26 protein-coding genes are annotated in these 23,942 nt (G+C 60.4%); 12 read left to right on the top strand and 14 right to left on the bottom strand.

Annotation, left to right across the window (positions count from 1 at the left end):
* Positions 1 to 144: 144 nt before the first annotated feature.
* From ARTB_RS20100 to ARTB_RS20085, 4 genes are all read left to right on the top strand, one after another.
* A complete protein-coding gene (locus ARTB_RS20100; protein ID WP_243182080.1) occupies positions 145 to 1,761 on the top strand; it encodes a hypothetical protein in 1,617 nt (538 codons plus the stop codon).
* A 90-nt stretch (positions 1,762 to 1,851) separates the two neighbouring features.
* Entirely contained in the window at positions 1,852 to 3,000 is a 1,149-nt protein-coding gene (locus ARTB_RS20095; protein WP_243182079.1) for a ParA family protein, read from the top strand.
* Complete coding sequence (locus ARTB_RS21820) at positions 2,997 to 3,365, top strand: ParB family protein (protein ID WP_243182078.1); 369 nt, start codon at positions 2,997 to 2,999, stop codon at positions 3,363 to 3,365. The genes ARTB_RS20095 and ARTB_RS21820 overlap by 4 nt, the downstream gene beginning before the upstream one ends.
* Before the next feature lie 145 nt (positions 3,366 to 3,510).
* Positions 3,511 to 3,864, top strand: coding sequence for a histone-like nucleoid-structuring protein Lsr2 (locus ARTB_RS20085; RefSeq protein ID WP_308197261.1), 354 nt, complete (start codon positions 3,511 to 3,513; stop codon positions 3,862 to 3,864).
* 142 nt (positions 3,865 to 4,006) lie between these two features.
* Here ARTB_RS20085 and ARTB_RS21890 read toward each other — a convergent pair whose 3' ends face one another.
* From ARTB_RS21890 to ARTB_RS20060, 5 genes are all read right to left on the bottom strand, one after another.
* Positions 4,007 to 4,408 (bottom strand): HNH endonuclease, encoded by a 402-nt coding sequence (locus ARTB_RS21890; protein WP_368859403.1) that lies wholly within the window; start codon positions 4,406 to 4,408, stop codon positions 4,007 to 4,009.
* Positions 4,409 to 4,745: 337 nt separating this feature from the next.
* Positions 4,746 to 5,357 carry a recombinase family protein gene (locus tag ARTB_RS20075; RefSeq protein ID WP_243182076.1) on the bottom strand — a complete coding sequence of 204 codons (612 nt, stop codon included), beginning with the start codon at positions 5,355 to 5,357 and terminating at the stop codon, positions 4,746 to 4,748.
* Between the two features lie 236 nt (positions 5,358 to 5,593).
* Complete coding sequence (locus tag ARTB_RS20070; RefSeq protein ID WP_368859402.1) at positions 5,594 to 5,863, bottom strand: restriction endonuclease; 270 nt, start codon at positions 5,861 to 5,863, stop codon at positions 5,594 to 5,596.
* Between the two features lie 763 nt (positions 5,864 to 6,626).
* Positions 6,627 to 7,574 carry a hypothetical protein gene (locus tag ARTB_RS20065; RefSeq protein ID WP_243182075.1) on the bottom strand — a complete coding sequence of 316 codons (948 nt, stop codon included), beginning with the start codon at positions 7,572 to 7,574 and terminating at the stop codon, positions 6,627 to 6,629.
* Positions 7,575 to 7,881: 307 nt separating this feature from the next.
* Positions 7,882 to 9,276, bottom strand: a complete 1,395-nt coding sequence (locus ARTB_RS20060) for a hypothetical protein (protein WP_243182074.1) — start codon at positions 9,274 to 9,276, stop codon at positions 7,882 to 7,884.
* 312 nt (positions 9,277 to 9,588) lie between these two features.
* Here ARTB_RS20060 and ARTB_RS21885 point away from each other — a divergent pair, with 312 nt between their 5' ends.
* Positions 9,589 to 10,059 carry a DUF5956 family protein gene (locus tag ARTB_RS21885; RefSeq protein ID WP_368859401.1) on the top strand — a complete coding sequence of 157 codons (471 nt, stop codon included), beginning with the start codon at positions 9,589 to 9,591 and terminating at the stop codon, positions 10,057 to 10,059.
* A 16-nt stretch (positions 10,060 to 10,075) separates the two neighbouring features.
* On the opposite strand, the gene ARTB_RS20055 is transcribed toward ARTB_RS21885, so the two are convergent.
* Entirely contained in the window at positions 10,076 to 10,669 is a 594-nt protein-coding gene (locus ARTB_RS20055) for a hypothetical protein (protein ID WP_243182073.1), read from the bottom strand.
* A gap of 23 nt (positions 10,670 to 10,692) precedes the next feature.
* Positions 10,693 to 11,331: a DUF6308 family protein gene (locus ARTB_RS20050; RefSeq protein ID WP_243182072.1), complete on the bottom strand. Its 639-nt coding sequence runs from the start codon at positions 11,329 to 11,331 to the stop codon at positions 10,693 to 10,695.
* 692 nt (positions 11,332 to 12,023) lie between these two features.
* Between ARTB_RS20050 and ARTB_RS20045 the strand changes: the two genes are divergently transcribed.
* The 7 genes from ARTB_RS20045 to ARTB_RS20015 are packed head-to-tail and all read left to right on the top strand — an operon-like array spanning position 12,024 to position 20,458.
* Entirely contained in the window at positions 12,024 to 12,470 is a 447-nt protein-coding gene (locus tag ARTB_RS20045; RefSeq protein ID WP_243182071.1) for a DUF1643 domain-containing protein, read from the top strand.
* A 28-nt stretch (positions 12,471 to 12,498) separates the two neighbouring features.
* Positions 12,499 to 12,819 carry a helix-turn-helix domain-containing protein gene (locus tag ARTB_RS21815; protein ID WP_308197260.1) on the top strand — a complete coding sequence of 107 codons (321 nt, stop codon included), beginning with the start codon at positions 12,499 to 12,501 and terminating at the stop codon, positions 12,817 to 12,819.
* On the top strand, positions 12,816 to 14,597 hold the full coding sequence (locus ARTB_RS20035) for a DNA methyltransferase (RefSeq protein WP_243182070.1): 1,782 nt from the start codon (positions 12,816 to 12,818) through the stop codon (positions 14,595 to 14,597). The genes ARTB_RS21815 and ARTB_RS20035 overlap by 4 nt, the downstream gene beginning before the upstream one ends.
* Positions 14,594 to 16,429 carry a DNA methyltransferase gene (locus ARTB_RS20030; RefSeq protein ID WP_243182069.1) on the top strand — a complete coding sequence of 612 codons (1,836 nt, stop codon included), beginning with the start codon at positions 14,594 to 14,596 and terminating at the stop codon, positions 16,427 to 16,429. Before ARTB_RS20035 ends, ARTB_RS20030 begins: the two co-directional genes overlap by 4 nt.
* Positions 16,430 to 16,489: 60 nt before the next feature.
* Positions 16,490 to 17,284 (top strand): hypothetical protein, encoded by a 795-nt coding sequence (locus ARTB_RS20025; protein WP_243182068.1) that lies wholly within the window; start codon positions 16,490 to 16,492, stop codon positions 17,282 to 17,284.
* Positions 17,281 to 18,447 (top strand): AAA family ATPase, encoded by a 1,167-nt coding sequence (locus tag ARTB_RS20020; RefSeq protein WP_243182067.1) that lies wholly within the window; start codon positions 17,281 to 17,283, stop codon positions 18,445 to 18,447. Before ARTB_RS20025 ends, ARTB_RS20020 begins: the two co-directional genes overlap by 4 nt.
* Before the next feature lie 4 nt (positions 18,448 to 18,451).
* The gene (locus ARTB_RS20015) at positions 18,452 to 20,458 is read left to right on the top strand and encodes a hypothetical protein (RefSeq protein WP_243182066.1); all 2,007 of its coding nucleotides are present in this window, start codon (positions 18,452 to 18,454) and stop codon (positions 20,456 to 20,458) included.
* A gap of 31 nt (positions 20,459 to 20,489) precedes the next feature.
* Here the strand turns inward: ARTB_RS20015 and ARTB_RS20010 are convergent, their stop codons facing one another.
* The 7 genes from ARTB_RS20010 to ARTB_RS19980 all read right to left on the bottom strand — a co-directional run bounded on the left by ARTB_RS20010 (position 20,490) and on the right by ARTB_RS19980 (position 23,475).
* A complete protein-coding gene (locus ARTB_RS20010) occupies positions 20,490 to 20,801 on the bottom strand; it encodes a hypothetical protein (protein WP_243182065.1) in 312 nt (103 codons plus the stop codon).
* A 141-nt stretch (positions 20,802 to 20,942) separates the two neighbouring features.
* Positions 20,943 to 21,470 carry a hypothetical protein gene (locus ARTB_RS20005; RefSeq protein WP_243182064.1) on the bottom strand — a complete coding sequence of 176 codons (528 nt, stop codon included), beginning with the start codon at positions 21,468 to 21,470 and terminating at the stop codon, positions 20,943 to 20,945.
* Between the two features lie 236 nt (positions 21,471 to 21,706).
* Positions 21,707 to 21,991: a hypothetical protein gene (locus ARTB_RS20000; protein ID WP_243182063.1), complete on the bottom strand. Its 285-nt coding sequence runs from the start codon at positions 21,989 to 21,991 to the stop codon at positions 21,707 to 21,709.
* 42 nt (positions 21,992 to 22,033) lie between these two features.
* A complete protein-coding gene (locus ARTB_RS19995; RefSeq protein WP_243182062.1) occupies positions 22,034 to 22,408 on the bottom strand; it encodes a hypothetical protein in 375 nt (124 codons plus the stop codon).
* Between the two features lie 13 nt (positions 22,409 to 22,421).
* A complete protein-coding gene (locus ARTB_RS19990) occupies positions 22,422 to 22,730 on the bottom strand; it encodes a hypothetical protein (RefSeq protein WP_243182061.1) in 309 nt (102 codons plus the stop codon).
* Complete coding sequence (locus ARTB_RS19985; protein WP_243182060.1) at positions 22,711 to 23,043, bottom strand: hypothetical protein; 333 nt, start codon at positions 23,041 to 23,043, stop codon at positions 22,711 to 22,713. Before ARTB_RS19985 ends, ARTB_RS19990 begins: the two co-directional genes overlap by 20 nt.
* Positions 23,044 to 23,310: 267 nt before the next feature.
* Positions 23,311 to 23,475 (bottom strand): hypothetical protein, encoded by a 165-nt coding sequence (locus ARTB_RS19980; RefSeq protein ID WP_243182059.1) that lies wholly within the window; start codon positions 23,473 to 23,475, stop codon positions 23,311 to 23,313.
* Positions 23,476 to 23,942 lie beyond the last annotated feature (467 nt).

Raw genomic sequence — 23,942 nt, 5'->3', positions numbered from 1 at the left:
TTAATCGCCGGCGCATCTACTTACCGCTTGGGACGCTGGATCGGCGGTCGCTTCCAGTACCCGCGGCCGCAGAACCCGCCCCGGATCACTGCGACGTTGCCGGCACGGCCGGCGGCTGTCCTCATTCATGGTGCAGATGGCTCCGTGGCTACTCTCTGCCTTGACCTGGACACCTCTAAAGCGCTGCAGGGAGTCGTCGATGATGACGCCCAACGGCTTGTGAACCTCTTGGAAAGCTGCGGTATCCGCTACGTCGCGGACGTCTCCCCGAGCGGCGGACGCCATCTCTACATCCCGCTCGCAGAAAGAATGAGCGGCCCGGAAGTCCGGAAACTTGTCGAAGCAATGACCCTCCTGGCTCCGAGTCTCGATCCAAGTCCGCACCAGAACATCACTGATGGCTGTATCCGGGTTCCAGGTTCCGCGCATAAATCCGGCGGTCACCAGATCCTCACCACTCCCCTGGCCACTGCATACGACATCCTGCGCCGCCGTAATCCCGCCAGCGCTGTCACCGCGCTCCGGCGGGCTCTGGCGCCCGAGCTCCAGCGCGCCCACGAGCTGAAAGACCGCACCGCCAAGATGGCCGCCGCCGCGACGGCGCACGGTATTCCCCCCATTCCCTTCGCCGGTATCCAGTCCCCCTTACGGGTGCTGGCCCGTACAGGGCTGTACGACACGGCCAAGTACGCCAGCCCTTCAGAGGCCCGCATGGCCGTCCTGAACCACTTCGCCTCCTGTGGCTGGACCCTGGACCAGGTCCGCCGCGAGCTGGGCGGCCAGTTCCCCGGCCTCGCAGCCCTCTACACCAGCACCGACCGGCAGGAACGCCTCATCTACGCAGAGTGGGCCGAGGCCTGCCGCTGGATCCAAAAACGGGGAACCCAGCCAGCAGACAGAAAGACTACCCGTATTAACGACACAAGCCTCCCAGAACCCACAGGGGGGGCCAGCAGAACCAGCAGTAAAGCTGCCCTACACCAGCTCGTGAACGATCTTGAAAATGTCCTCTACGCTGTTCTGGACCACAGACTGAAAGAACGCGGACGCGATGGCCTAAGCCTGCGCCTGCTGCTGCGTGCAGTGCTCGGCTACATGCGAACCATGGAAACCGATCTGTTGGACGTGGGTTGCCGTACCTTCGCCACTGCAATGGGCAAACACCACGGCACCATCGCCAGACTCCTCCCCCTGCTGCAAGAAGCCTCAGACGGCATCCTGACCAAAGTCTCCGATGCCCGCGGCCGAAACGCCGACGCCTACGTGATCCAACTCCCCCCGCACTTTGAACAACTCGCACGGGAACTCTCCTGGCGCAGCGGAAAAATCCATGGCATCCGCCCCGTCTTCCGCGCCCTGGGCGACGTCGCAGCCCTCGTCTACGAATCCATCGAACGCGGACGCCTCTCCCCCACCACAGCAGCAATCGTTCGGTCTACAGGACTCAGTCGCACGGCCGTCGAAACAGCTCTGGGCGCCATGAGCAGCTACAACATGATCGAACGCCGGCACGGGCACTGGACCATTACAGCCGGGACAAGCTTGACGGCACTAGCGCGCCGGCTCGGGGCACTGGACGACGCCGCAGAGCAGATCAGCCGCCATCGAAAGCAACGCGCAGCCTGGCACGCCTGGCTGGACAGGCATCTAGTACCTGAACTTGCAGAACACGAAGTGGAAGACCCCGACTCTGACCTTTACTGGATCCCTCCCTCCGAAAACGAACTGGACTTGGTCGGGACACTTTGGCGGGTGGCATAACGCTTCGCCGCGGGCAGACGACGGGAACCAGCACAAAGCCAGGACGTATGTGCTGGCTTCACTTGTTTCACAAGTGAAAAAAGCGAAGTCATGGAAACCAGCTTCACAAGTAAAGCCAGTTTTGCGGGGGAGTGTTACGTCAGCCCGGATACTCGGAGAGTTGCTGGTTTCACTTGTGAAGCAAGTGAAACCAGCAAACCAAGTCAACTTGTATTTACCTTTTTTACTGGTTTCACAAGTGAAAAAAGCGAAGACACGGAAACCAGCTTCACAAGTAAAGCCAGTGTTGCTGGCTACGCTTGGATCACTTTGGAAGGGGATTTGATGAAACACGATCTGGACCGCGGTGCCCTAGGCCGCGTTATCGCGGTAATCAACGGCAAAGGCGGGGTCTTCAAGACCAGCCTGGTGGCTAACGTAGGTGGACTCCTCGCCGAGGGCGGATCGCGTGTGCTCCTCGTGGATCTTGACCCTCAAGGAAACCTCGCCGAGGACCTCGGCTACGCCGACCAAGGTGACGGCGGCAGAAGTCTGGCGGCTTCGCTGTGTTTCGGGGGAGAACCCGACCTGCTGACCGGCGTCCGACCCAACCTTGATGTCATCGCCGGCGGCCCCCATCTCGACGATGCCGCGGCTTTCCTTGGAGCCAAAGCCCAGAAGGATCGTGACGCTGCGCAGCTGGCCCTGGCCAAACTGCTTGCCGGCGTCGCGGGGGAGTACGATCTGGTGCTGTTGGATTGCCCGCCAGGAAACGAGCCCCTGCAGGCTGCCGCGGTAGCTGCCGCCCGCTACGCACTGGTACCGCTGAAGACAGACATGTCCAGCCGTAAGGGTGTCGCCGCTGTCGCGGCGCGCATGGACAGCGTCGTCGGCCTAAATCCTTCTCTGGACCTATTGGGCGTCGTCCTGGTTGGTACCGGTACGAATTCCAAGCAGGTACACAAGGTCACCCGCGACCACCTCACCGCTGATTTTGGCACGGACGAAGTGCTGTTCCCGATGAGCATCCGCCATGCGGAGGCCACGGCCCAGGCGTGCCGTGAGCGTGGTTTGCTGGCCCATGAGCTCGAGCGGGAGCTCAGTAAGGGACCGAAATGGTGGGAGGTCCTGCGCGGTGAAGCGAAGGGCGGCAATGCTGGGCCGAAGTCGGCTTCCAGCGTGGCTGAGGATCTCCACGCAGTCGCCATGGAAGTGACGCGTCGGATTGCCGTTGCAGAGTCCCAGGAGGTCAACGCGTGAGCGCCGAACTGACACCCAGCCGCCCCGCACTCGGATTGCCCCCGCGGCGTACGGCAGCGCCGGCCGCCGAGGCGCCGCTGGCACGGATGCTCCCGGGGCACCGGCCGGAGACGTCGAAGAAGGCGGAGCCCAAAGAAGCCGAAACAGCGAATATGACGGTGAGTATCCCCGCCGCGCTGCGGAACCGGGCGCGGGCCGCATACCGGGCGACCAGCTACGCCGAAGGGGATAACACTTGGAGCCACTTCGTGGCGAAAGCCATCGAAGCAGAGACGGCCCGCCGAGAAGCCGAGCACAACGAGGGTTCGATGTACCCGTCCTGGGGTGAGAATCTTCCCGGGGGCCGGAAGCTCAAAGACAGCTGAACTATACGGCCGGCTGCTAGGGGAGGCTCTATGAACATTGACCTTCTGCAGCGGATGCCTAAGGCTGACAATACGATTCCGCGGGCCATGGCTAGCGTTTAAAGACGATAGAGGTAATGCTGTTGTCGGTTGGGGAGTCGGCAACATGACCCACCACGAAAAGGATCCAATGGCCCGCAGAGTACATGTCCAGCTGATCGATGATATTTCCGGTGAGGATGCCCAGGAAACCCTCCGGTTTTCCCTTGACGGCGCCGACTATGAAATCGATCTGACGGCTGCGAATGCGTCCGAACTGCGCGCGGCAATGGCACCGTTTAGGTACCAGGGCCGTCGCGTTGGCCGAGGCTCAGGGAGCCGGAGCGGTACGACCGGATCGACTGGCCCGGAAGAGACTCATAAGATCCGGGAGTGGGCCACCGCCAACGGGTACAGCCCCCGATCCCGCGGAAGCATTAGCCGGGTCATCAGGAAAGCCTACGAGGATGCTCATGCCTAAGCGATTGTGGGATCCAACGCTGGGTGGCGGCATTCTGCGATCGCTCGGTCTCTGTGTACCTAGTGAATCCTTCCGATCATCGGTGCGGGCACTGGTGGCCCCGCCAACACATGGCCGATCGCAAGCTTGTCCGTTGGGAACCTCAGTCCCGTCTGGCTCCTTCGGGGCCTAGGAATCGGGTGCGGGCATCTTCCAAGATTTGTTGGTCGTAACCGTCGTACGGGTGTTCTCGCCTGATGTTGCACCATCGGTGTGTGGCTCGGAGGTTGTCGAAGTCGTCGCTGCCGCCCTCGCGGACAGGGATGATGTGGTCGACCGAAGGGGCTCGGTCGTGGAGTGGGTGAGCATCGCGGTCAATGGGGAGCTGGCAGATCTCGCAGATCCAGCCAGCGCGCTCGAGGATGTGGTCTCGATTTCTCCGAAATTCGACCGTGACCTTCCGAGTGTGTCCGCGTGAACCGGTTGAGCGCTGCTGCGGGTCTTCGCCCCGAGCCCGGGCGCATTCGAAGCACTGGCATTCTGTCGGCCGCCCGGCGTTATCCATCTCAGCACGGCGGCAGCGCTCGTGTGCTTCAGCGAATGCTAATTCGCGTTGCTCGGCTTCCGCGCGCAGATCGTACGTCGGCCAGAACCAGATCCTGTCGGGGTCGCCGTCCCGGCAAAGCGGGCACTTAGAGGACGCCCTCGTGGAACGGTACAGAAGTGAACAGTCCCTGGAGCAGTAGAGCCGGTTACGGAGGTGGCTCTGAATGGTGAGCCCGCAGCCTCGGCACGTCCACTCAACGAGCTCCGGTTTGGGTCTGACCATCAGAAGAGAGGCATTCGTGATTCACTCATGCCGTCATTATCGCGTGCACGGTCCGCCACCAACGCTGGGCTCCTTAGACGTTCTCCTGGTTCTCGGCGGTCAGCGTCTCTGGTGGACGGGGTGGCAGGTAACGGTAGAGGCTGGAGCGGGTGATACCGGTGGCTTCGACGATCTCGGAGATGGACTGATTTTCCTGGTCGCGAAGGTGTGCTGCGTAGGCAAGCTTCGCTGGATCGATCACGCTGGGCCGGCCGATCCTTTTGCCTTTAGCAGCAGCAACGGCACGCGCGTGGGCTGCGCGTTCGATCGCGTAGGTTCGCTCCATTTGGCCGAAGAGTGCGAGCATCACAACTGCCAACTGCGACATGGGATCTTCTGGATTGGCGGAATCAACCCGGATCGGGTCAGCCAGGTTCCGGACTCCGACACCGCGGCCTGCCAGGTCGTGGATGAGGTTCAGAGTGTCCCGGACAGTGCGGCCCAGCCGATCCAGGGTATGCACAACGATCACGTCCCCATCGCGGGCCTGGTCGAGTGCTTCATGAAGTCCGGGCCGGTTTGTGGTGGATCCGGACTTCTTGTCCACGTAGATGCGCCGGGCAGGAATGCCCTCGCCGCGTAGTGCGTCGATCTGCCGGTCGAGGTCCTGTTTCGCGGTCGAGACGCGGGCATACCCAATTTCCATGGATTCACTGTACCGATACTTATCCTGCACGCTCCGCGCGGGACGTCAAAAAGAAGATAGTTTTGGAACGAAATGTCGTGGCGTGTCGCAACTCTTCGAAGAACCAGCCCCGGGCGTTCCACTTCCTAGGAACTGAGACGCCACGCCACCTTAAGCAGCTAGCTTTCAGTCCTGAATAATCTGTGTCGAGGATTCGAGCCTGCAGTGCCCTGCGGCATGGTGTGCCGCCAGGAGTCCTAGACGATGAGGCTCAGCAGACCCAGCTTCAGCGCCCTTTCCCCCTGGGGGGAAAGGGCGCTGAGCGTTCCTTGCTCGAAGCTGTAGGTGAAGAGCGCAGCCCCGGCCCTCCGGCCTACGTCCAGCGCCGCCTCTGAGTACCCGCTCAGAGAGAAGACCAGGGGGATCTTGCCTTCGATGGAGGCAACCCCAACGATTTGGCGGACGATTCCAGGGGAGACCGGTTCGGCATGGTGCTTCACTTCTCCCACGAAATGCTCGCTGTCCACGTCAATTCCGCCGTCTCGCGTTGCCTGAGAAACTTTGCATCCGGTGGCGCCAAGGTACTGCATCCAAGCCTTCGCGAGGAACTCTGCCTGCCGGGGAGAGCACACAGTCATCGGTTCAGGCCTACCTCCCTGCGGTTCCCACAATAAATCGCCTCGGTCAACGGTCGCGGATGCTACTGGCACGCTTGCGGCAGGCCGGCTGAGCTCCCAACGGGCATCTCCGAATAGTTGTTCTGAACACTCATTTAGCCACTCGTTTACGTCTCGGCGCGCGAAAAACTGCGGATCGTGCGTTTCGTAGTACCGCAAAAGGTCTTGCCGGTATTTCTTACTAGATCCGAAAAACCCAGGCTCTTTTGGCTTAGGAGGCATGTGGGCCGGCCGGGGATACAACCCGTCAGTCATCTTTGACGCCCATGCCGCGATGTCGCGCCGACGGTCCTCCCAACTGCTGCCGTCTTTGGCCATAATGGCGGCGCGCTCCCGCATCATGTCCCACAGGGGCTTGAAGTACTGGCGATCAAGCCGATCCGGCGGGTGATACATGGAACGCTCCTAAAAGTGCTCAGTACAGTCGCTTCCCTGACGGTCAAGGAGGTGCCGTCAAAACATTACTGGAGGCAGCGTTGGTCCATCGCTCGGGGGTGCATACTATTTCTGTTTGTGCCAGAAAAGGCATGCATAGTGTGGCAAATCCAGCGAGATGGTGCCTCTTCTACCAAGCGGCACATCTGGGTGTGACTGGGGCCAGCGCTGTCGGGCCTCAGCGGGGCCAGCGCCGGCGGCTGGGAACCTGAATGACGGGAATTTCATGGGGCTCCAGTGGGCGTTGGGGAACGGGGCGGAGGTTGTATGGGGTGATGCGGTCCTCCTCGTGCTCTTTTTCAATTGCTTCGGCAGTGCTCTCGTTGGTCCGGCGAATGCAGTCGACGGACCAGGCCAGGAGGACGTCCAGACGATTGACCTCCGCCTCGGCTGCCAAGAGCCGCTCGTGTGCGGTTACGGAACGATATCCGCACCACTGGCGGAGAAGCTCATGCACGGGTTTCTTCCAGCGGACGTAGAACTCGTATTCGTACCGGGGCGAGGTTTCTACTGGTTTCCGGGTTTCCCAGTCCTCAGTCGTGCCGCCTCGCTTGGATTTTTCCCGAACGTCGGCCTCTTCTGCCATGACCAGATCCAGAACCGGAGTTGGATTCTTGCGACAGGCCATCTCCACTACAGACAGGGAGGCGAGGGGTGAAAGGCATGGCTTCCCGTCGTAACCGATCCAGGAATGCTTGGCCTGGAAAGCGGACAGGGGCTGGCCTGTAAGTGTTTCAAGTGCCGGTTGATCGTGGACAACCAGGGCATCGTCGACGGGAGCGACAAATAGCTCGGCAACTTCCGAAGGGATGACTAGCTCAAGAGCTGCCCACATGGCTGAGGACTCGTTCTTGTCGATGGACTCTGCTTTCAGACGACTCCACCCATCCATGGTGGTGTCGTACTCGGCAACCTCGTTCCATGGCACCTTGAGCCGTCCACGAGGCACATTTTCTTCCTTGCCGGAAGCTTTCCCATCCAGGTGACGGATCTCAACCCGAAACCTACGCGCCTCTTGGTGCAACGCCAGAACTTGCACTCTTTCGGAGGGCGATTCGTCACGAAGTCGGTAGGCCCATTCCTGTCCTGGGAGGGGGGTAAGAAAATCTTCTGTGTCCGGGTCCATAGACGCTCATTATCCATCTCCGCAACGTCTTCTGGGCGCCCGGTGGCCCACGTCTGAAACTGGCAATGTCTGCTTCAGCGTCTAGGAATTGGAACACCGTACCCGCATCGTCTGGCGTTTCATGCCGAGTCGTATTCTTGGCGTGCTAAGCCGTTCAGCTTTCAAGACCTGCGCAGGGCCGGTCACAAACTAGGGGTACGTCGCTGAGGTGCCTCGACTACCGGCTCGGGCAACGTTCCGAACGGCCAAAGTGGAAAATTTACCAAACGACATAAGCAGTTCTCTCCGACTAGGCAGCGTAGAACCTCTACTCGGTCATTGCCCGTGTCCGTTCCTGCCCACGCTTACCCTTGATCTGGCGCACATGGTCCCATTCGCGCGCAATTCCTGCTGCGACCGCAGCAGCGCCGCCGCTGAGATCGGTTTCATCCAGGAACAGCACCGCGAGGCTTGTCTCCTGCATGTAGACAGCCGCCGCGCGCCGCGCGGCCTTACCGACATTTTTCGCGGAAACGAAGAGAATGACGTTGCTCTTGAGCGACTGAGCTACGCCGACCTCCCGGTCAATAATCTCGCGGCCATTGATTGCCGAGGCCTTACTCTGCAGTTGGATCAGCAGGTAGGGGTCGTTGGACGTCTCGGCCACCAAATCGACTTCTGCACCAGAAGTTTCCTTGCCACGGAGACGCCAGTCGAGGAAGCGCGCCCCGATCATTCGTATGACCTGGATGCATACGCCCTCCAGAGCGAGGCCGCGTGCGTGGTTGGTTTCGTTCTTCACGTCGTTGACGACCGTGAGTAGATCCCTGAGTGGACGGCGGAGCGAAGCAGGGTCGGGGAAGTGAGTCTGCTCCAGCACCGTGTTCATGAGCGGTTCGCTGATGGTCTTCCGGAACTTCTCGGTAGGTGTGACGCGACTTGACTTTGCACCACGGCCGCCGGTGGCCTTCTCGACCTCGATCCAGCCATCCTCGGCGAGGCTCTTAACCACGCGCTCAGCGAAGGTCTTGGTGTCGAACCTGATAGCGGGGGCCTGCCCCTCCGCGAGGGAACGCACCTTAGAGGCCATCGGTGATTCCTCGTCGGTGTAGGTGGCCAGCGCGCGCAGGAATGCTTGCTGCGGCTTGGTGAGATCCACAATCTCGGATATCTCGGCCGTGGAGGCGCCCGTGAGCTTCTTCACTACGGCCGAGTCGATCGTCCAAAGGCCCTTGCCAGCGATGAAAACCCCCGCACGCTCCAGCAAGAGGCGCAGTGGGTTGATGTTCTCTCCGCTGTCACCTCCCGAGCCGATGCCGACGGTGGTGAGCTCTTGGGCGACAGTCTCAACCTTGACATTGACTCCACGGGACTGAAGTGAATGGACTGCTTCGACGACCTGCAGACCGTGGAGGTTCAGGAGAATGTGCTGGCCCAGCCGCTCGTGGAACGCTGTCTCACCTTGGGTTTTGAGCAGATCCTCACCAAGCGCAGTGAGCGCGTACTCCTTATCCCCAGTCACTAAGCCATAGGAACGCATCGCTAGGAATGCGTTCATGCCGAAAGTTCGGCGGTCATCACGATCGGTGAAGAAGGTGTCCCCGATCGCGCGATGCAAGGCCTCCCTGTTGCGAGGGTTGTCTCGGACCAGTCCCAGCGCTTGGCGTAGGTTGATCTGGTTTGGGCTGATCTGCTTCCCGAACGGAAGACGCTCATCTGACACAAAGGAATACTCTAGCGACCTGCGGCAAAAGACCGCGGATCCCTGGCTGCTGACCACTAGGTTCGCCGTAGCTCTCGTCGAAAATCGGGTGGAGATGGCTGACCAGGGTAACCAGCCCGTTCAGCTGGTTGTCTCCCCAGCTGGCTGGCAAGCCATCAGCTGACGCTACGGGCGACGTCCGACTTTATGATGCGCTAAGCGGAGGGATGAAAAGAGATGCCAGCAGCATCGTGCGGACACCTCGACGGTGGCTTGTTCTGCTAGGGCTTGGTGTTCCGGACTGATGGCAAAGGCTGCGTGGCGGTCTCCTGAATGGTTTGCGCGCAACGGCAAACTGAGGGAATGATCGAACAATCTTGGACACAGGTGCGGCAACGGCCGGAGCCGGAGGGATGGGTCGAGATACCAGCGAACGGTTGGGGAGCCTTGGTGGCGTGGGCCGCCGGCCCGATGAACACCTGCAGAGAGCCCGCCACAGCGGGGGAGCGGCACACTGAGATTCTCATACTGGCCAACGGGGCCGCCGTGCACCAACCTAGCGCCCTCAGCGATGCAGACCTCGAATCGCTCGAGGATGGTATTGATGCCTACTTGGCTGCAGCCAGTATTCCTGCGATGCCGCGTGGTTACGCGTGGTTCATTCGGCGACCGCGAAAGTGCGGCACGGACGTCGTCTTCTGGTCGGTACTCACCGAAGGAGTCCGGGATCTGGAACCCTTTGCGGAGCATCCCCTGGAATTCCGCTTGGTCCTGGGCGGAGTGCTGGCAAGTCTCTATGCCTGATGAATCAAGAACATCCTCAGATCAACTTTGCTTCTAGCAGGATTTTCATTCGATCTTCGGCGTCGCGGTTGTATAACCAGGATCCGACCTCGAAATGTCCAATGCGCAGTGTGGGGTCCCAGCCATGCGCAGGTGGGAGCACATCGGCCAGCATGTCCCGGAACGCTCGTTGGTAGTTGCGTCCCCCTTCCATGGGGAACAGCGGAGGCCGTGGTTTGCTGAAGCCGCCGCCTCGGATCTGTTCATGCGTTGCACAGCGGATCGTCCAAGATGCTTTGTCGTAGGCGAGTTGAAGCGTGTCAGGGTAATTCTTGATCGTCTCCTCCCTGAAACGGTTGAAATGCTGGCCCTCGTCGTACTCTATGACCCGCTGCCTGCCTGAGGGGCCGATCCAGACGGCATCCAGTCGCCGTCGTTCACGAACCGGCATCTCATCGGGAAGCTCTGATCCGGTCAGTAGCCGGTAAATGCTTTTTACTGTCTGCCATTCCTGCCCGCACTCAGTCCTACCTGGCCTCTTTAGCCAGGAGGGACACACCTCCCGTCGCAGGTTAGCGCCGATGACATGTTCAATGAGGTCGAGTACGCGGTTCTGATCTTCCCTGGCCATCGCCATACTCTCCGGGGCTCGTTCTACGGTCGCTTTCCGAGTTCCCAGCCGATAATGTCCAGAGCTCGCACCGGGGTGATCTTGGGGCCAGGGGCTATCAGTGCTATTTCCTGCCACTGCTGCATATGTGCCAACAGGTCCGCCTGCAAAGCTGACAACCAGGCCCGCCGATAGCCGGCCCGGCTCCTGCCCACTTCCTCTGGGACCGGCGCACCCGCACATTTCGTATAGCAGTAGTAGATGTTGTCATCGAACAACGGAATTAGCTCTGGCCGCTTACGGTGCAACACCTTGGAGAGCGTGGTCAGCCGGACGTACTTGGTCGGCTGCTCCTCCAATACCCCAAAGAGGTTAACAAGGCCCTCGATGGTTTCAGGGCCAGCCGTTGCGAGGTCGCCGTGAAGCGATGGGTCCTGCAGTTTCTCGTTGATGCGCGGGAGCAGGGCTTGAAGCCCGTTATAGACGGGAACCGGGTTATTGGAGACGTTGAGCAGCACTATGGCGAGTAGATCCTGCTGGGCAACTTCTGGTGTGTCGGAGCCGGGGTAGCCGTCATAGGCCGGATAAGCGGAGGTTTCTGGGCTGTCCACCAGGTAGTTCTTGGCACGGGCCAACGCCGACTTGAAATCAATCGTGGCGCCGCCAACTTTCAAGGTCGTCATGGCGCCACCCTACTCGGGAGGTGGGCAGGACGGACCGGACGACGCAGCTCCGAACGCTGACAGACGAAGGTCGCACCAAACTCGCACCCGGTCCCACAAGCTCGGCCCCGAATATGAGAGAACCAAGGGACACGACCGAATCTTCAGGAGGAAAAAATGAACGCTTCACCGGCTGGACTTCCCTGCAGCCATGTGGGCTGCGGTGCTGAAGCAATGGACCTAGTTCCTGTTGTCTTGTCGAGGACCAACACCCTTGGCTGTCCGCCCACACCACCGCTCTTTCTCTCGTGCCAGTTGCATCTGGACGTTTTTTGGGAGCGATATGTTGCGGGAATCATGCTTTGGGTAATGTCCCTGGGACCTGGACCATTGTCGGTGGATGCCGCGGAATCCTTGCGCAATGCCGCCCGGCTCATTGGGTCCTATCACTGTCCCAAATACAAGGCCATTGCCGCACATCTCGCTGGCCTCGCATGCTGACCAGTAAGACGTTGGCTCGAAGACGACCTGACTTTAGAGACTGCCGACCGACTGGCTCTCTCGCCCCAGTTCCGCTTCCGTTATTCTTGGATGTCCCAATAGGCCGGCGGCGACGCAGCTGCTTCTCTGCAAGAGCATGCAGCTGGCCGCGACCAACGACATAGAGAGGCCGATGAATGGCCGCCCTTATGGCATCCAAAGGATTCACGGCTGTGCTGTTCAACCCTCCGCTGTCTTCTGGTGCCCGAACCATCGCCCGTGTCGCCCTTGCCGCTAAGCTGCTTGGCCATCACGAGGTGGTGATTGCGAATCTCTTTCCGGTCCCCACAAAGAGTGTTCTGGAGGTCAACACAATTGGGAAGGACTTTGACCTCTGGCTATCGGCGCGCTCGGATATTGCCGAGCGTCTAGCAGCTGGTGGGGACGCGCTGCTGGCTTATGGATGCCAAGAGCCGGTCGGGGAAGTGCGTGCTCATTTCCGGGCCCAGATCGCGTGGCTGCGACAAGAGTTGCATGACTCCGGCAGCACAATATGGTCGGTGAGCGATCAGCCTCGACATCCGTCCAGGTGGCAACGCCATACAGCACGAAGCCACCCGGACTTGCCTTTTGGCGAGGCTTTGGAGCTTTCCCTGCGGCGGCTGCCCCCGGCCATATGAGGCGAAAGTCTCAAAGAGGCGGGACCAAATGCGTGGCGTGTCGATTTCGAGGGGCACTCGATCAGCTCATAGCATAGGAGCTGTGCACATCCTTCAAGACAAAGCCCCGGAATCGCCCACCGAATGCGGTCCCACTCCCTCTGAAATCGCTGCGATGGTTCGCCTGAATCGCGAGAACGCAGGGTTGACCCAGCATCAGCTTGCGACTCGCATGGGGTCTACTCAGTCGATTGTTGCCCGCTGGGAGAGTGGAGAGCACGAAATTACCATGGCCAATCTAACCAGGATTGCTGACGCCCTGGGCGTCGTCTTCGTTGTCCGCTTCGGCGCGAAGGGCAGCAAGAAGTGAGCGGCGCCGTAACCGAGCCGTACAGGCGGGAGATCGTCGGTGCGAAGGGTTCAATCTTCTACAGGGCACACAGCTATCACACGAAGGTTCCGCCCGAGGGTATCGTTCCGGTCATCGAGCACTACACCAACCCCGGCGACACAGTATTGGACCCATTTTGCGGTTCAGGGATGACCGGAGTTGCGTCCCTGTTGACGGGGCGAAAAGGGGTGCTGTCGGATTTGTCGCCCGCGGCCGTCCATATAGCTTCGGGTTACACGGTACCCAATGATCCTGCGGCTCTGGCTGAGGCTGCACGTGCCTTGCTCGCAGATCTGGCAGATCTTGAGCAGGAGCTTTACGGGACAAAGTGCGGGCGCTGCACAGGTGATGCCCGAATCGAGTACACCGTCTGGTCCGATACCGTTGTCTGCCCAGGATGCAGTCACGAAGTACTTTTTTGGGATGCCGCGCGGCAGCCAGACGGGACGATTTCGAAGAGCCTAGTGTGTCCCCTTTGCTCCGCCAGCTTCCGCAAAGGGGACACGGAGATACGCCCCGGTGCTCCTGTGCTGGTCTCAGTCGGCTGCCTGAGCTGTCGTAGCCGTGAGCAGCGGCCATTGACTCCGGTCGAGATGAAAATCGCCCACCAGGCCCATCGAAGCGACATCACTGACTGGTATCCCACCGCTCCCTTGGAAAGCTGGCGTGAAATGTGGCGCGGGCAGCACGGCAAAATGGGTATCGCCACAGCTGCTGACTTTTTCACTGATCGCAACCTCCGCGCCCTGGCCGCCGTCTGGAAGCAAGCCAACGCTTCCCCGGAGCGACTCGGGCTCCGGTTCGCCACGACCGCCATCGTGAACCGAGCTTCCCGCCGATACCAATGGAACCCCAAGCGGCCTACAAACGTGCTCTCAGGCACGCTGTACATCGCATCAATGACCTACGAGTTCAACGTTTTCTCGCTGCTACGTAGAAAGCTGAGCGCCGTCATTCAACTCGCAAAGAAGGTGGGTGAGACCCAGGGCCAGTGCAGCGTCACGCGTTCTTCTGCCACAGACCTCAACCACCTGCAGGACCAAAGCATTGACTATGTCTTCACCGATCCCCCCTTCGGCGCCAACATCTATTACTCTGATGCTTCCTTCCTGTGGGAGGCATGGCTTGATGACTTCACGGATACGACCAACGAAGCGATCGTATCCACGTCCCTGACGGCGCAGAACGGCGGCAAGACTCTTAACGACTACGAAAAACTGATGGCGGCGAGCTTTGGAGAGATCGCCAGAGTCCTCAAGCCGGGTGCATGGGCGAGCGTTATGTTCCATAGCAGCGACGATGCCGTGTGGAGCAGCCTCGAACGCGCCATTGAAAGTGCGGACCTGACACTCGAATCGGCGGTTGCTTTCGATAAGTCCCAGCCAAGCTTCAAAGGCGTTAAACAGATGACGAACCAGGAGCGCGTGTCCAGCTTCGACCTCGTACTTCATCTCCATTCCACTGCCGGAGGTGTGGCCAGACGAAGGCAAGCCATCACGGCGTCAGTTGCTGAGCAAGATGTTCTTGAGGCCATTGCTGGCCACCTTCAGACCGCTACTACACGGCAGCGAAGCACGCCCTATCTCCATTCCTTCGTCATGAGGTTGTTGTTAGAGCGCGGCGCATCCTTTGCCGGTTACTCATACGGTCAGGTGGAGGTCCTCTTGTCAAAGAACTTTCTGTTCGAAAAGGGCGCATGGAGTCGTGCGCAGACATCCCACAGCCCCGCCAGCATCAAGATTGAAGGAACAGTATGAGCCTGACCGCCGACATCGCCGAGGCGAGTATGGAACCCCGCCTCACGGACCTGCTTCGGGACACCGCAGGGCCTGCGCAACGGCCCATTCCCACAGACACTTCGTCGTCTAAGGGAAGCAGCGCTTACCAGGTACATACCTACCCGACAAAGGTTCCGCCCGGTGCGATTGAGCCTTTCATCCTGGCGAGCAGCGAACCCGACAGCCTGGTCCTGGACCCATTCTGCGGATCGGGGATGACTGGGCTTGCCGCTCTCAACACAGGCCGGCGGGCCCTGCTGTCAGATCTTGCCCCTGGCGCTGTTCATCTCGCCCATAACCACAGCCATCCGGTACCGCCGACGGTCCTCGCGGCAGCCATGGTCTCTCTGACTACGGCCCTGACCCCCACAGAGACGGCGCTATATGCGTCGAATTGTCCGACGTGCGGCCGTCTGGAGCGCTTGCGCCACCAAGTTTGGACGGACGTCCACACCTGCACCCAATGCGCAGAACCCATTCGCGTCTGGGACCAGAAAACTGAAAGTGGCAGTAGTTCACGTACTCTTACCTGCGGAAAATGCGGCAACGAGCAGACCCGTTCCGGTCTTAGTGGCGTGCCCAGTAAACCTGCGGAAAAAGCTGTCGCCTGCGGTTCATGCCGCAAGCTTCAAAGAGGACCCGCGGACGAAAATGACCTGACCCTGCTGGCCTCACTTGCCCGGCAGCCAGTCACCCGGTGGATGCCCAGTGTTCCGTTGGGTCCCGACCGGGAAATGTACCGCCGGTCAGCACTGCATCTCCGAAACGTCACCCAGGTAGCCGACTTCTGGAATCACCGCAGCCAACTCGCGCTCAGCGAGTTGTGGCACTACATCACCACACAAGCGGACCCAAAAGTGCAGTCCGCTCTGAAGTTCGCCTTTACCAACACCGCCTGGCATTCAACGAGAATGCGGCGCTATAACGCTTTCGGCGGCCAACGTCCCCTCACCGGAACCCTCTACATCCCCCAGCTGATCGCTGAGGGCAACGTTTTTGAAATCTTCCGCCATCAGGTATCCCAGGTCAGCCGCTTCTATTCAACCCATCCAGCCTTGGAGAACCTGGCAGACGACACCGACCGTGCTTTCGCCCGCCAATCGTCCGCTACAGACCTTTCCTGGCTTCCAAGCTCAAGCATCGACTACGTATTTACCGACCCGCCCTTCGGGGCAAACCTGTTTTACGGCGATTGCAATGTCGTTTGGGAATCCTGGTTGGGTGATGTCACAGATCTCACTGAAGAAATTGTTGTCAACAAATCGCTTCCATCAACTGCAGGCGGCAAGTCTCTGGATGACTACGAGAAACTGCTTTCCAACGCATTCTCAGAAGTCCGCAGGGTCTTGGCACCAGGCGCTCGGGCTAGCGTGGTCTTTCACAATGCCGATGACAAGGTGTGGTCCGCCTTGCTCGCGGCCACTGACCATGCAGGACTCGTCCAAACGGATGTGAGCGTTCTAGACAAGCAGCAACGCTCAATGAAGGGCTACAAGGGTCGCAGCGGCGCAGAGCTTGTACCGTTCTTCGACCTCGTAATCACTTTCACGGCCGGAGCCAAGGGCGACGTGCAGAACCTCAACGGTGCCGGTGAAATCGCCTTGGACGCTATCCGCCGCCACCTAAGCAATCTGCCTCAGGGGGACAAGAACGAAGTCACCCATCAACGTAGCCTCGAATACCTGTACTCGCTGTCCATTGGGGCCGTCATTGCCAATGGCTCCAAACCCACGGGCCTGTCATTCAAGGCTCTCGAGGAACTGCTGAACTCCAACTTGGCTAACAGGGAAAGGCACTACTACCTGAGGTAAAGCGCCCACCCAGTCGACGCAGTTTCTCCGTCGACTGGGCTTATCTGTACTGTATGCAACGTGAGCGCCCTTGATGTCGTCCTAGAGAAGTTCAGCGAAGCAGGATGGACTGTTGCCGCGCGCGAAAGCGTCGGTGGTGGCCGGAGTGTCAATCCGACGCGCGTTGATATCGCCCGCGGCAAACGGCGGTTTTCGTTGCTCGCCTACGCATGGAAGATCACGCACGAAGGCAAAGGCCGATCGGGCACGAACTATCGCATCCAAACGACGCGCGCTCACGAAGATGACTTGCTCTATGAAGCTGGCCGTCAGACGGTCGGCTTCGGTGTGGACGAAGATCGGCAAGTCATCGCAGTCTTTGATGGCTGGACGAAACGCGCCACGGGCCGTTCCTCCAGCGTGCATATCGAGAGGGCAACACTGGACAAGGCTGCTGCGGACGGGTTCGCGGTAGAGGATCCTCATTGGGACGGCCGGGCAGCTGCACGCTACTCAGACGTCCACCAGCTGTTGCGGTGGATCTCAGACCAACGAGAAACCCGCACTGCTGCCGTTCAACCACTTCACTTCAGTGTTGACGGAGACCAAGCCACTGTGGTGGCCGACCTTTGGAATTCGGCCCCGGCGGCCTGGCTACGACGACAGGACCTGCTTGTTGTGGCCAACCGGGACGGCAACGACCTATTGGACAGCGCGCTTTGGCAGATTAAGGATCTCAAGGTCGCAACAGTAGTGAAGGAAGGCCGCAATCCGCGTCGTAATGTGACCTTCACTTGTCGGCGCTACGGCCGCATTACCACTACCAACAAGGCCACATTCCTGGCCGGCCTGACAAAGAGGGAAACCCCAAAGTGAGCCTTTCCGATGATGTAAACCTCTATGAGTTTGAAGAGAACTACCGTGCAGCCGAGAAGGTTTCACAAAAGCACCTGGAGTCCGCCAACGTGGCTAAGTTGACGGCTCAAGCACTGGAACTCGCTGAAGCCAAAAACCTGTTGCTTCCGGACGCTGAGTCTTTGCTGGAACGCTGTGTAATCGCCCTCCTTGGAGGCCACATTGTGCTTCAGGGCCCTCCCGGAACCGGTAAGACCACCTTGGCGTACGTGCTGGCGGAGACTTTCAACGCAACGGCCCACCTGGAAACGGCAACCGCGGACTGGAGCACGTACGACGTCATAGGCGGGCTGCACCCCACATCCAAGGGTGGGATGGAAACGCTGGTCCCGTGGCTGGGGCATGTCCCTCGAGCCGCCTTAGACTGCGCGACCGTGATCAGCCGGCAGGCAGATCCGGAAGAGAGCGAATCCCATCAAGCGCATTGGCTCATCATTGATGAGTTCAGCCGGGCCGAAATCGACAAGGCCATCGGCCCCCTCTACACGGTTCTGGGCGGCGGGGGAGACGACGTGCCCCTGCCGCTGTGGTTCGGAGACTCTGAAGAGACAAACGCGGTTTGGTTGCCAAAGCGCTTTCGAATCATCGCAACAATGAACACCGTAGACACCAACTATGTGTACACGTTCTCCCAAGGGCTGAGTCGACGGTTCCAATTCGTCTACGTCGGAGTACCCCAAAAAGACCAGCTTGTGGCAGAACTCGAGCAGGCGCGGATCAGCGCGGCGAAGTGGTACAAGGACACGTATGGGGGCGACGAGTTCAAGGCAGAAGCCTTCGTCGCTGATCCGAAAGTCGCGCATGCTACTTCCATTTTGATTGACCTGCTTTCAACCCTCCGATACGGAGACGAAGCCACCGGACGCCCAGGCTGGCCGCTGGGCACGGCGCAAGTGGTGGATGTCTACCGCCAACTCGCACTCAGACTACCCACCGCCCCGAGTGAGGAGACGGCGCTGATTGCCGCCCTTGATCTGGCCCTTGCCGATCGAGTCATCCCGCAGGCAGGAAACCTCACTAAAGTTCAACTGGACGCGACCGAGACTTGGCTCCAGACAAAGCCGCTTCCTCGCACGCAGGATGCACTGCAGCATCTTCGGATGGCCTCCAGCACGGGCTACTGAGCAGATGGTGCAGACGAGCGGTGAAGAACTGGCTGACGCTGATGTAGAAGCCGAGGGCGGCCACTTTACAGGTGCTGGTCGTCGTGCGGCCATCAACGCATCCTTGCCTTTGCTGGCGACCTACTTCGCTGATGCCCCCACCTGGGAGTTGGAAGTCAGCCAACAACTTGCCACAACGCCCGATGAAATGGTCGTTGATGAGTTGGCGACGGCCGTGAGGCTGCGGGCTTCGTTGGCGGCCGCGGAAAGACTGTTGCGGATCCTGGGAGAAATAGCGGCCCGCCCCACCTTCCGCTACACGCAAGTGAGTGCTGAGTCTGTAGGGCAAATCCGTGGTCGTCTGGACTTGTCGCGTTACAGCCGAGAACAAGGGCGGATAGCCGTTCCGAGACGGTACCCAATTCGCTTGGTGGAACGTGAGAGTGCCACTCCGGAAAACGTTCTGGCGTCCTACGCAGCGCATTGGATCAGGAGGGATTTGGCAACCATTCCCCGAAATTTCCTTCCAGCCAAATCGCCGGAGCTTAGGGATCTCCAACGCCTCCAGGATGGACTGACTCGAAGTCTTGGCCTACCGCTTCTTTCAGGAACCAGCGCAGCCGCGCTGAACGTGTGGCGGCGTTCGGCGCTTCCAGACCTGATGGAACGAGTCAACGCCCGGCTCGAGGCAGGGCACATCGCTTCTCCCGAACCCTACAAGGAACTGGCTGACTGGGTTGCCGCCACGCGCAATGGCACCGCGGTTGCCGATGTAGGAGACCGCGAATGGAGTTTCTATGATGCGCGCTTTGACACCAAATTGTTTGAGATCTGGTGCTTGCTGAAGCTAGCAGATGCCATCACAGCGCTCATCGGGGCTCCCGCCATGGCCGCCGAGAGTCTTGCCCAGCGTCACCGCGGGCCAATGTACACATGGAACATCGGAGCCGGCAGCCTGAAACTACACTTTCAAGCTTCACTCGCGGCGCTGACCGAGGGCGGGGTGCTGTGGTCTTTCGAACCCGGCCCGGGAAAACTGCAGGGCTTTCCTGACCTAGCAGTTACAACGGATACAGTCGCCGGCAGGGGACTGGCCATCTTCGACCCAAAGCTGAGGCGCAGGCCAGGGAAAGTACCCACCGAGGAGCTATACAAACTGCTGGGCTACTTCGGTAACTTAAAGCACTCAAAGCCTCCGGTAGGAGCAATTTTCTACTACAGCCCGGGAAAAGCGACCGATTACACTCTCATCAGCGATGATGGCGGCGAGCTCCACGCGCTCGGACTAGACCCCGAAGCTGGCGCTATGACACCCTTCGAGGCAGCGGCACACCTGGCGGTCAAGGCAGCTGGCTTGGGGGAGCGATCCCTGTCTCTTTTGAAATCGCCGCGACCGGAAGACTCCGTCGATGCGGGCGAATTCAGGGCAGCAATTCATCAGGAGGTAGCTGTTGACGCAATGCAGCGAGAAGCCGACAGAATACCGCCTACAACGCTCACACCCACCCGGAAAGCAACCGCCACGTCGCTGCGCGCCATTTGGCCGCAGCTAGATCAGCAAGCCCAGACGATGATCGTCACAGCCGAATACTTCGGACTCAATGCCCCCGGAAATGCAGACCATTCAGGCCCGTTGCTAGGGCTGGCAGCAGCATTCGAAAGGGTATTGAACGAACAAATTTTCCACCCCGCTGCGGCAAAGTATGGTGCGGCCATAAACCTTACTCAGACATTGGGTGGCCGTCTTCACACGCTCGACGGCGCCCTACGCGGGCGCAACGAACCTGAGGCCAAAGCCATCGCAGGATTCCTGAAAAGCCAGCAGAATATAGACACCCCCAGCCTGCAGGCAATTCTTCGCGATTCGAAAAATATGAACCGGCTGTACCGCATACCGGCTGCCCATTCAGACATCGTGACATTTGAAACCTGGGCGGACGGCCGCGACATCATCCTGGATCCCCGTCAGGGGTTGCTGGTCAGACTGATGAGGTCTTTCGGGTTGGCTGAGACAACGCCAGCTACCTCCTGAAGGAACCCCCGTGTAGTGGTGAGCCTGCTGTCTAGAGCCTGTCTATCCAGGTCTCTTCTTCCCTGTTGTCCCAAGCGGAACCTCCCACAATCTTCGGCCGAGCCTCTTTGCGCTGCCGGATGAGGCTAAGCACGCGATGTGCATCTGTGGCGTGAAGATCCCGAAGAGAGTTCACAGGGCGAACCACGCACGACTCGATGACGGCCTTCCGCTCTTTTTGCTCGTTGATACCGGCATCGGCGAAGGCTGCCCGTAGCTGAGCAACTTGCTCATCAGTAATGGGCATGTGCTGTAGCGGCGCTTGACCTTCTGGCTCGTCAATTTCAAACAGTGAATCAGTCATCCGATCAGCGTATCTTTTCCGTTGCCGCTGCCACGGCAGCGGCAACAATGAGCCCGGCGAGACGGGTACGGACCGCGGCCAGGGGGAGGGTGGATTCCGCCCGAACCGCCTCCCAAGTCTGTTCACTGATGGCGCAGGGATTCACTGCCTGTCTGCCCACCGTTCGTGGGCGGATTGCCGGCTGATTCCTACGGCTCGGCCAATGTCGGCCCAGGACGCTCCCGCGGCCTTCGCCGCTGCAACGGTCTTGTCCAGTCGGTGCCCGGCCTGGTTGTACTCGCGCGCTGCGGCCTTCACCCCGGCCACAGCTTCCAGCGGTGCGAGGTGAGTCTTCCATTCGTCGTGGATGGCGTTTTCGACTTCGTTGGAAGCATGTGCGAATTCGTCGTAGGCAAGGTATTCCCGGCGGCGGCTGAAGTCCGCGGCCTCCGGCGACGTGACACGCTCCCACAGTTCGCCTCGCCAGCCGCATTGGCAGGCCCCGCGCCAGCCGATGATCTCGCTGTCCGGGACTACTTCGTAGTCCGGCATCATCCTGTCCGGCTTGTAGTGGCCGGTGATGCCCTCCACTAGCATTCCTTCGCTCGTTGAAGAGCCGGAAAGCCGTCCATCCGGCGCGACGGCGGCCGCCCACCCCTCGTGTTCGTTGTCGTCTGATACCCAGCCCATTGCCAGCCTTTCTGCCAGAGTTTCGTGACATCAGTGTGTCAGGGAACCCTGACAATAACTAGGACGGCGGTGAAGCTGCCCTGCTAGGTCGCGGAGCCACTTAGATCCCGCCCCATTGGGTTTCAAACGGCAAGGCCGTGTAGGACTTCGCCCTGCAGCAACTTGGGGTGTCATGGACCAGGGCGGCTGCTGTCGGCGTTGTAAGGTCAACCGACAGTCTTGCCCAAGTCACCGGTCTAGTTGCTGTAATCGAGGCTTTCCAGCGATTCGATTTCCGCGACGTCGAGAAGCCCCATAGCGTCTGCTCCGGTGGCCCGGGCCAGATCGTCAAGGGACTTGAAGTGCGCCCGGGCGAGGGTGATGGCCACGAGCTCCAGGTAAGCGGTGCCGTTGCGGTGGCCGAGGTCGCCAAGATAGTCACGCATGCGCCTCTCCATGGTGCCGGGTCCTTCGGCCTCTTCCGCGGCGAGGCGCGTCAGTGTGAGTGCCGCGAGGTCCGGACGGTCATAGATGAGTCCCATGGGCCAACGCTACGCACCTGACCGGCTCGGTCAAGTGACTCCCTACCGCCAGCGGTAGGATTCCAGCGCGCGCAGCAGGGGAGCGGGGCCGGATTTTAGAAGGTCGACGGGGCTGGTGCCGGCCAGGTCCCGGGACGGGGTGACCATCCAGACGGTGAAGTAGTTGTGGGGGATCTGCAGTTTCATCGCGCGCTGAAAGAGCGCCGTAACGGTTGGTTGGAGTTGTCCGCCGGGGAGGAACTGGAATCCCGGGCAGAAGGTGCCGTCGTCGATGAAGACGCGGACGAGCTGCCGCATGACGGGTTCGGGGTCTTCCATCAGTTCCGCGAGCCGGCGGCGCACCTGCGCGAGGGTTGGCAGGGTGAACTCGGTCCGGATCGCTGCCCAGGTACGATCGCTGATGGGTTGGGGGTTCAATGTCGCTACCGGTCTAGTCGCTGATGTTTTCCAGCAACCACTGGGTGGAGAGCGGGTTTCGGCGCAGCGTGAAAGTCCGAAGGGTCGAGTTCGAGCCGAGACGGACCTGCAGCCGCCAGTATTCGATGCTCACGAGGTCGCCGCTGCCGACGGCCGCCGCGCGTCGGGTGTCCCACCAGGAGTCCCGGGTGAACCAGTGCACCGGGTCGGCGGCCACGGCCCAGATCCGGCCCTCGTGCCGGACAGCCAAGGGTGTGCCGGCCGGGGTGAAGCGGACGTCAACGGCAACGTCCAGGGTTGTTTCATTCGCTACTGCTGTCACGGTCTACGCGCTCTCCCAAGTTCCTGGTCATCATTTCTTCGCGGCGGGTGACCGCCGAACTCCACACCCAGGTCCGGTAGGTCACCGGACCGTCCTTCCACGTCACTTCCGCGGCTTTGGCCGTCCAGGCGTACACCTCGCCGTCGACCAGCTCGGCGCAGTTCGGAAACCTGATCCACGCCTTCACCGGGATCCCGGGGAAGCCGTTTTTAGACGGGAAGTGCTCGAAATCGAGCTCTTCCACCGTCAGCCCAATCGGAGACGCCCGCCGCGCATACTGCGCCTGCAGCCTGCCCGCCTGCTCCGGTCCCATACCACCACTTTAGAATATATGTTCGAATCGACACGCCAGTAAAAAGCGCAATCATGCCGAATTGCATCTGATGCATGATCACGCTGACTTAAGTATGGACGGTGGCTACGACAGCCCGCGATCCTCGCGGCGAGGACGGGTTGAACGCCAGTGGGGACAGCCTGAGCTGTGCGGAGGGCTCCACCTGCCCACAATGGGCACAACCCGTCCCAAAGCCCTGAGTTCGCTTCGCTCAACTCAGAAACCGGACCTGCGCTGCCGCGGCGGCTAGGCGTCTGCTGCGGGAAACTCCCGCAGCGTCGCCGCGGCGGCCCGGACTGCTGCCGGGTCCGCGTTCCAGGGCCGGCCGTTGCGGGTGCAGGCATGGAAATTCGTTACTTCCGATGCCTCGGCGGCCGCCGTCAGCTCCGCCCACGCAGCCTCGAGTTCCACAAGCTGTTCGGCTGTCAGTGGCTCAGGGCCAGATGGGGGCGTGATGCCAGCAGTTGCCGGGCGTTTCCTGAAAAGACTCCGTAACCCCATGCGCTGCCCCTTTTCATCGGATTGGTCCGCCAGGAGGTGCTGCTCGGGGAGGTATACCTGCAACCGGCGGGACCCGTCCACCATAGCAAGGCCCCTGATTTCCGCTGCGCTCCAACCAGGTCTTGGGCGTCCGCTGGCGCGGCCGGCTGTTGGGTCCAGGTACGCCGTCGCAGAGCTCCGTCGCACCCGGCCCTGTCTTGTCTACGACGTCTTTTGGTTGCTGTCCTCCGGATTCTAGGCGTCCGCTCCACCCCGTCTAGCCCCGGTCGTTCCTCCCAGGGCCTGCGGTGCAGGAATTTCCCTCCGGCGCTCCTGCGTCGCTGATTTCCTCCGGGAATTTCCTCCCCCTTGCCTTCGGTAGACAGGGCTCCGTCGGC

Source organism: Arthrobacter humicola (genome assembly GCF_022803015.1).
GTDB classification, from domain to species: domain Bacteria; phylum Actinomycetota; class Actinomycetes; order Actinomycetales; family Micrococcaceae; genus Arthrobacter; species Arthrobacter humicola_A.
This window is presented reverse-complemented; position numbering and strand designations above follow the sequence as displayed.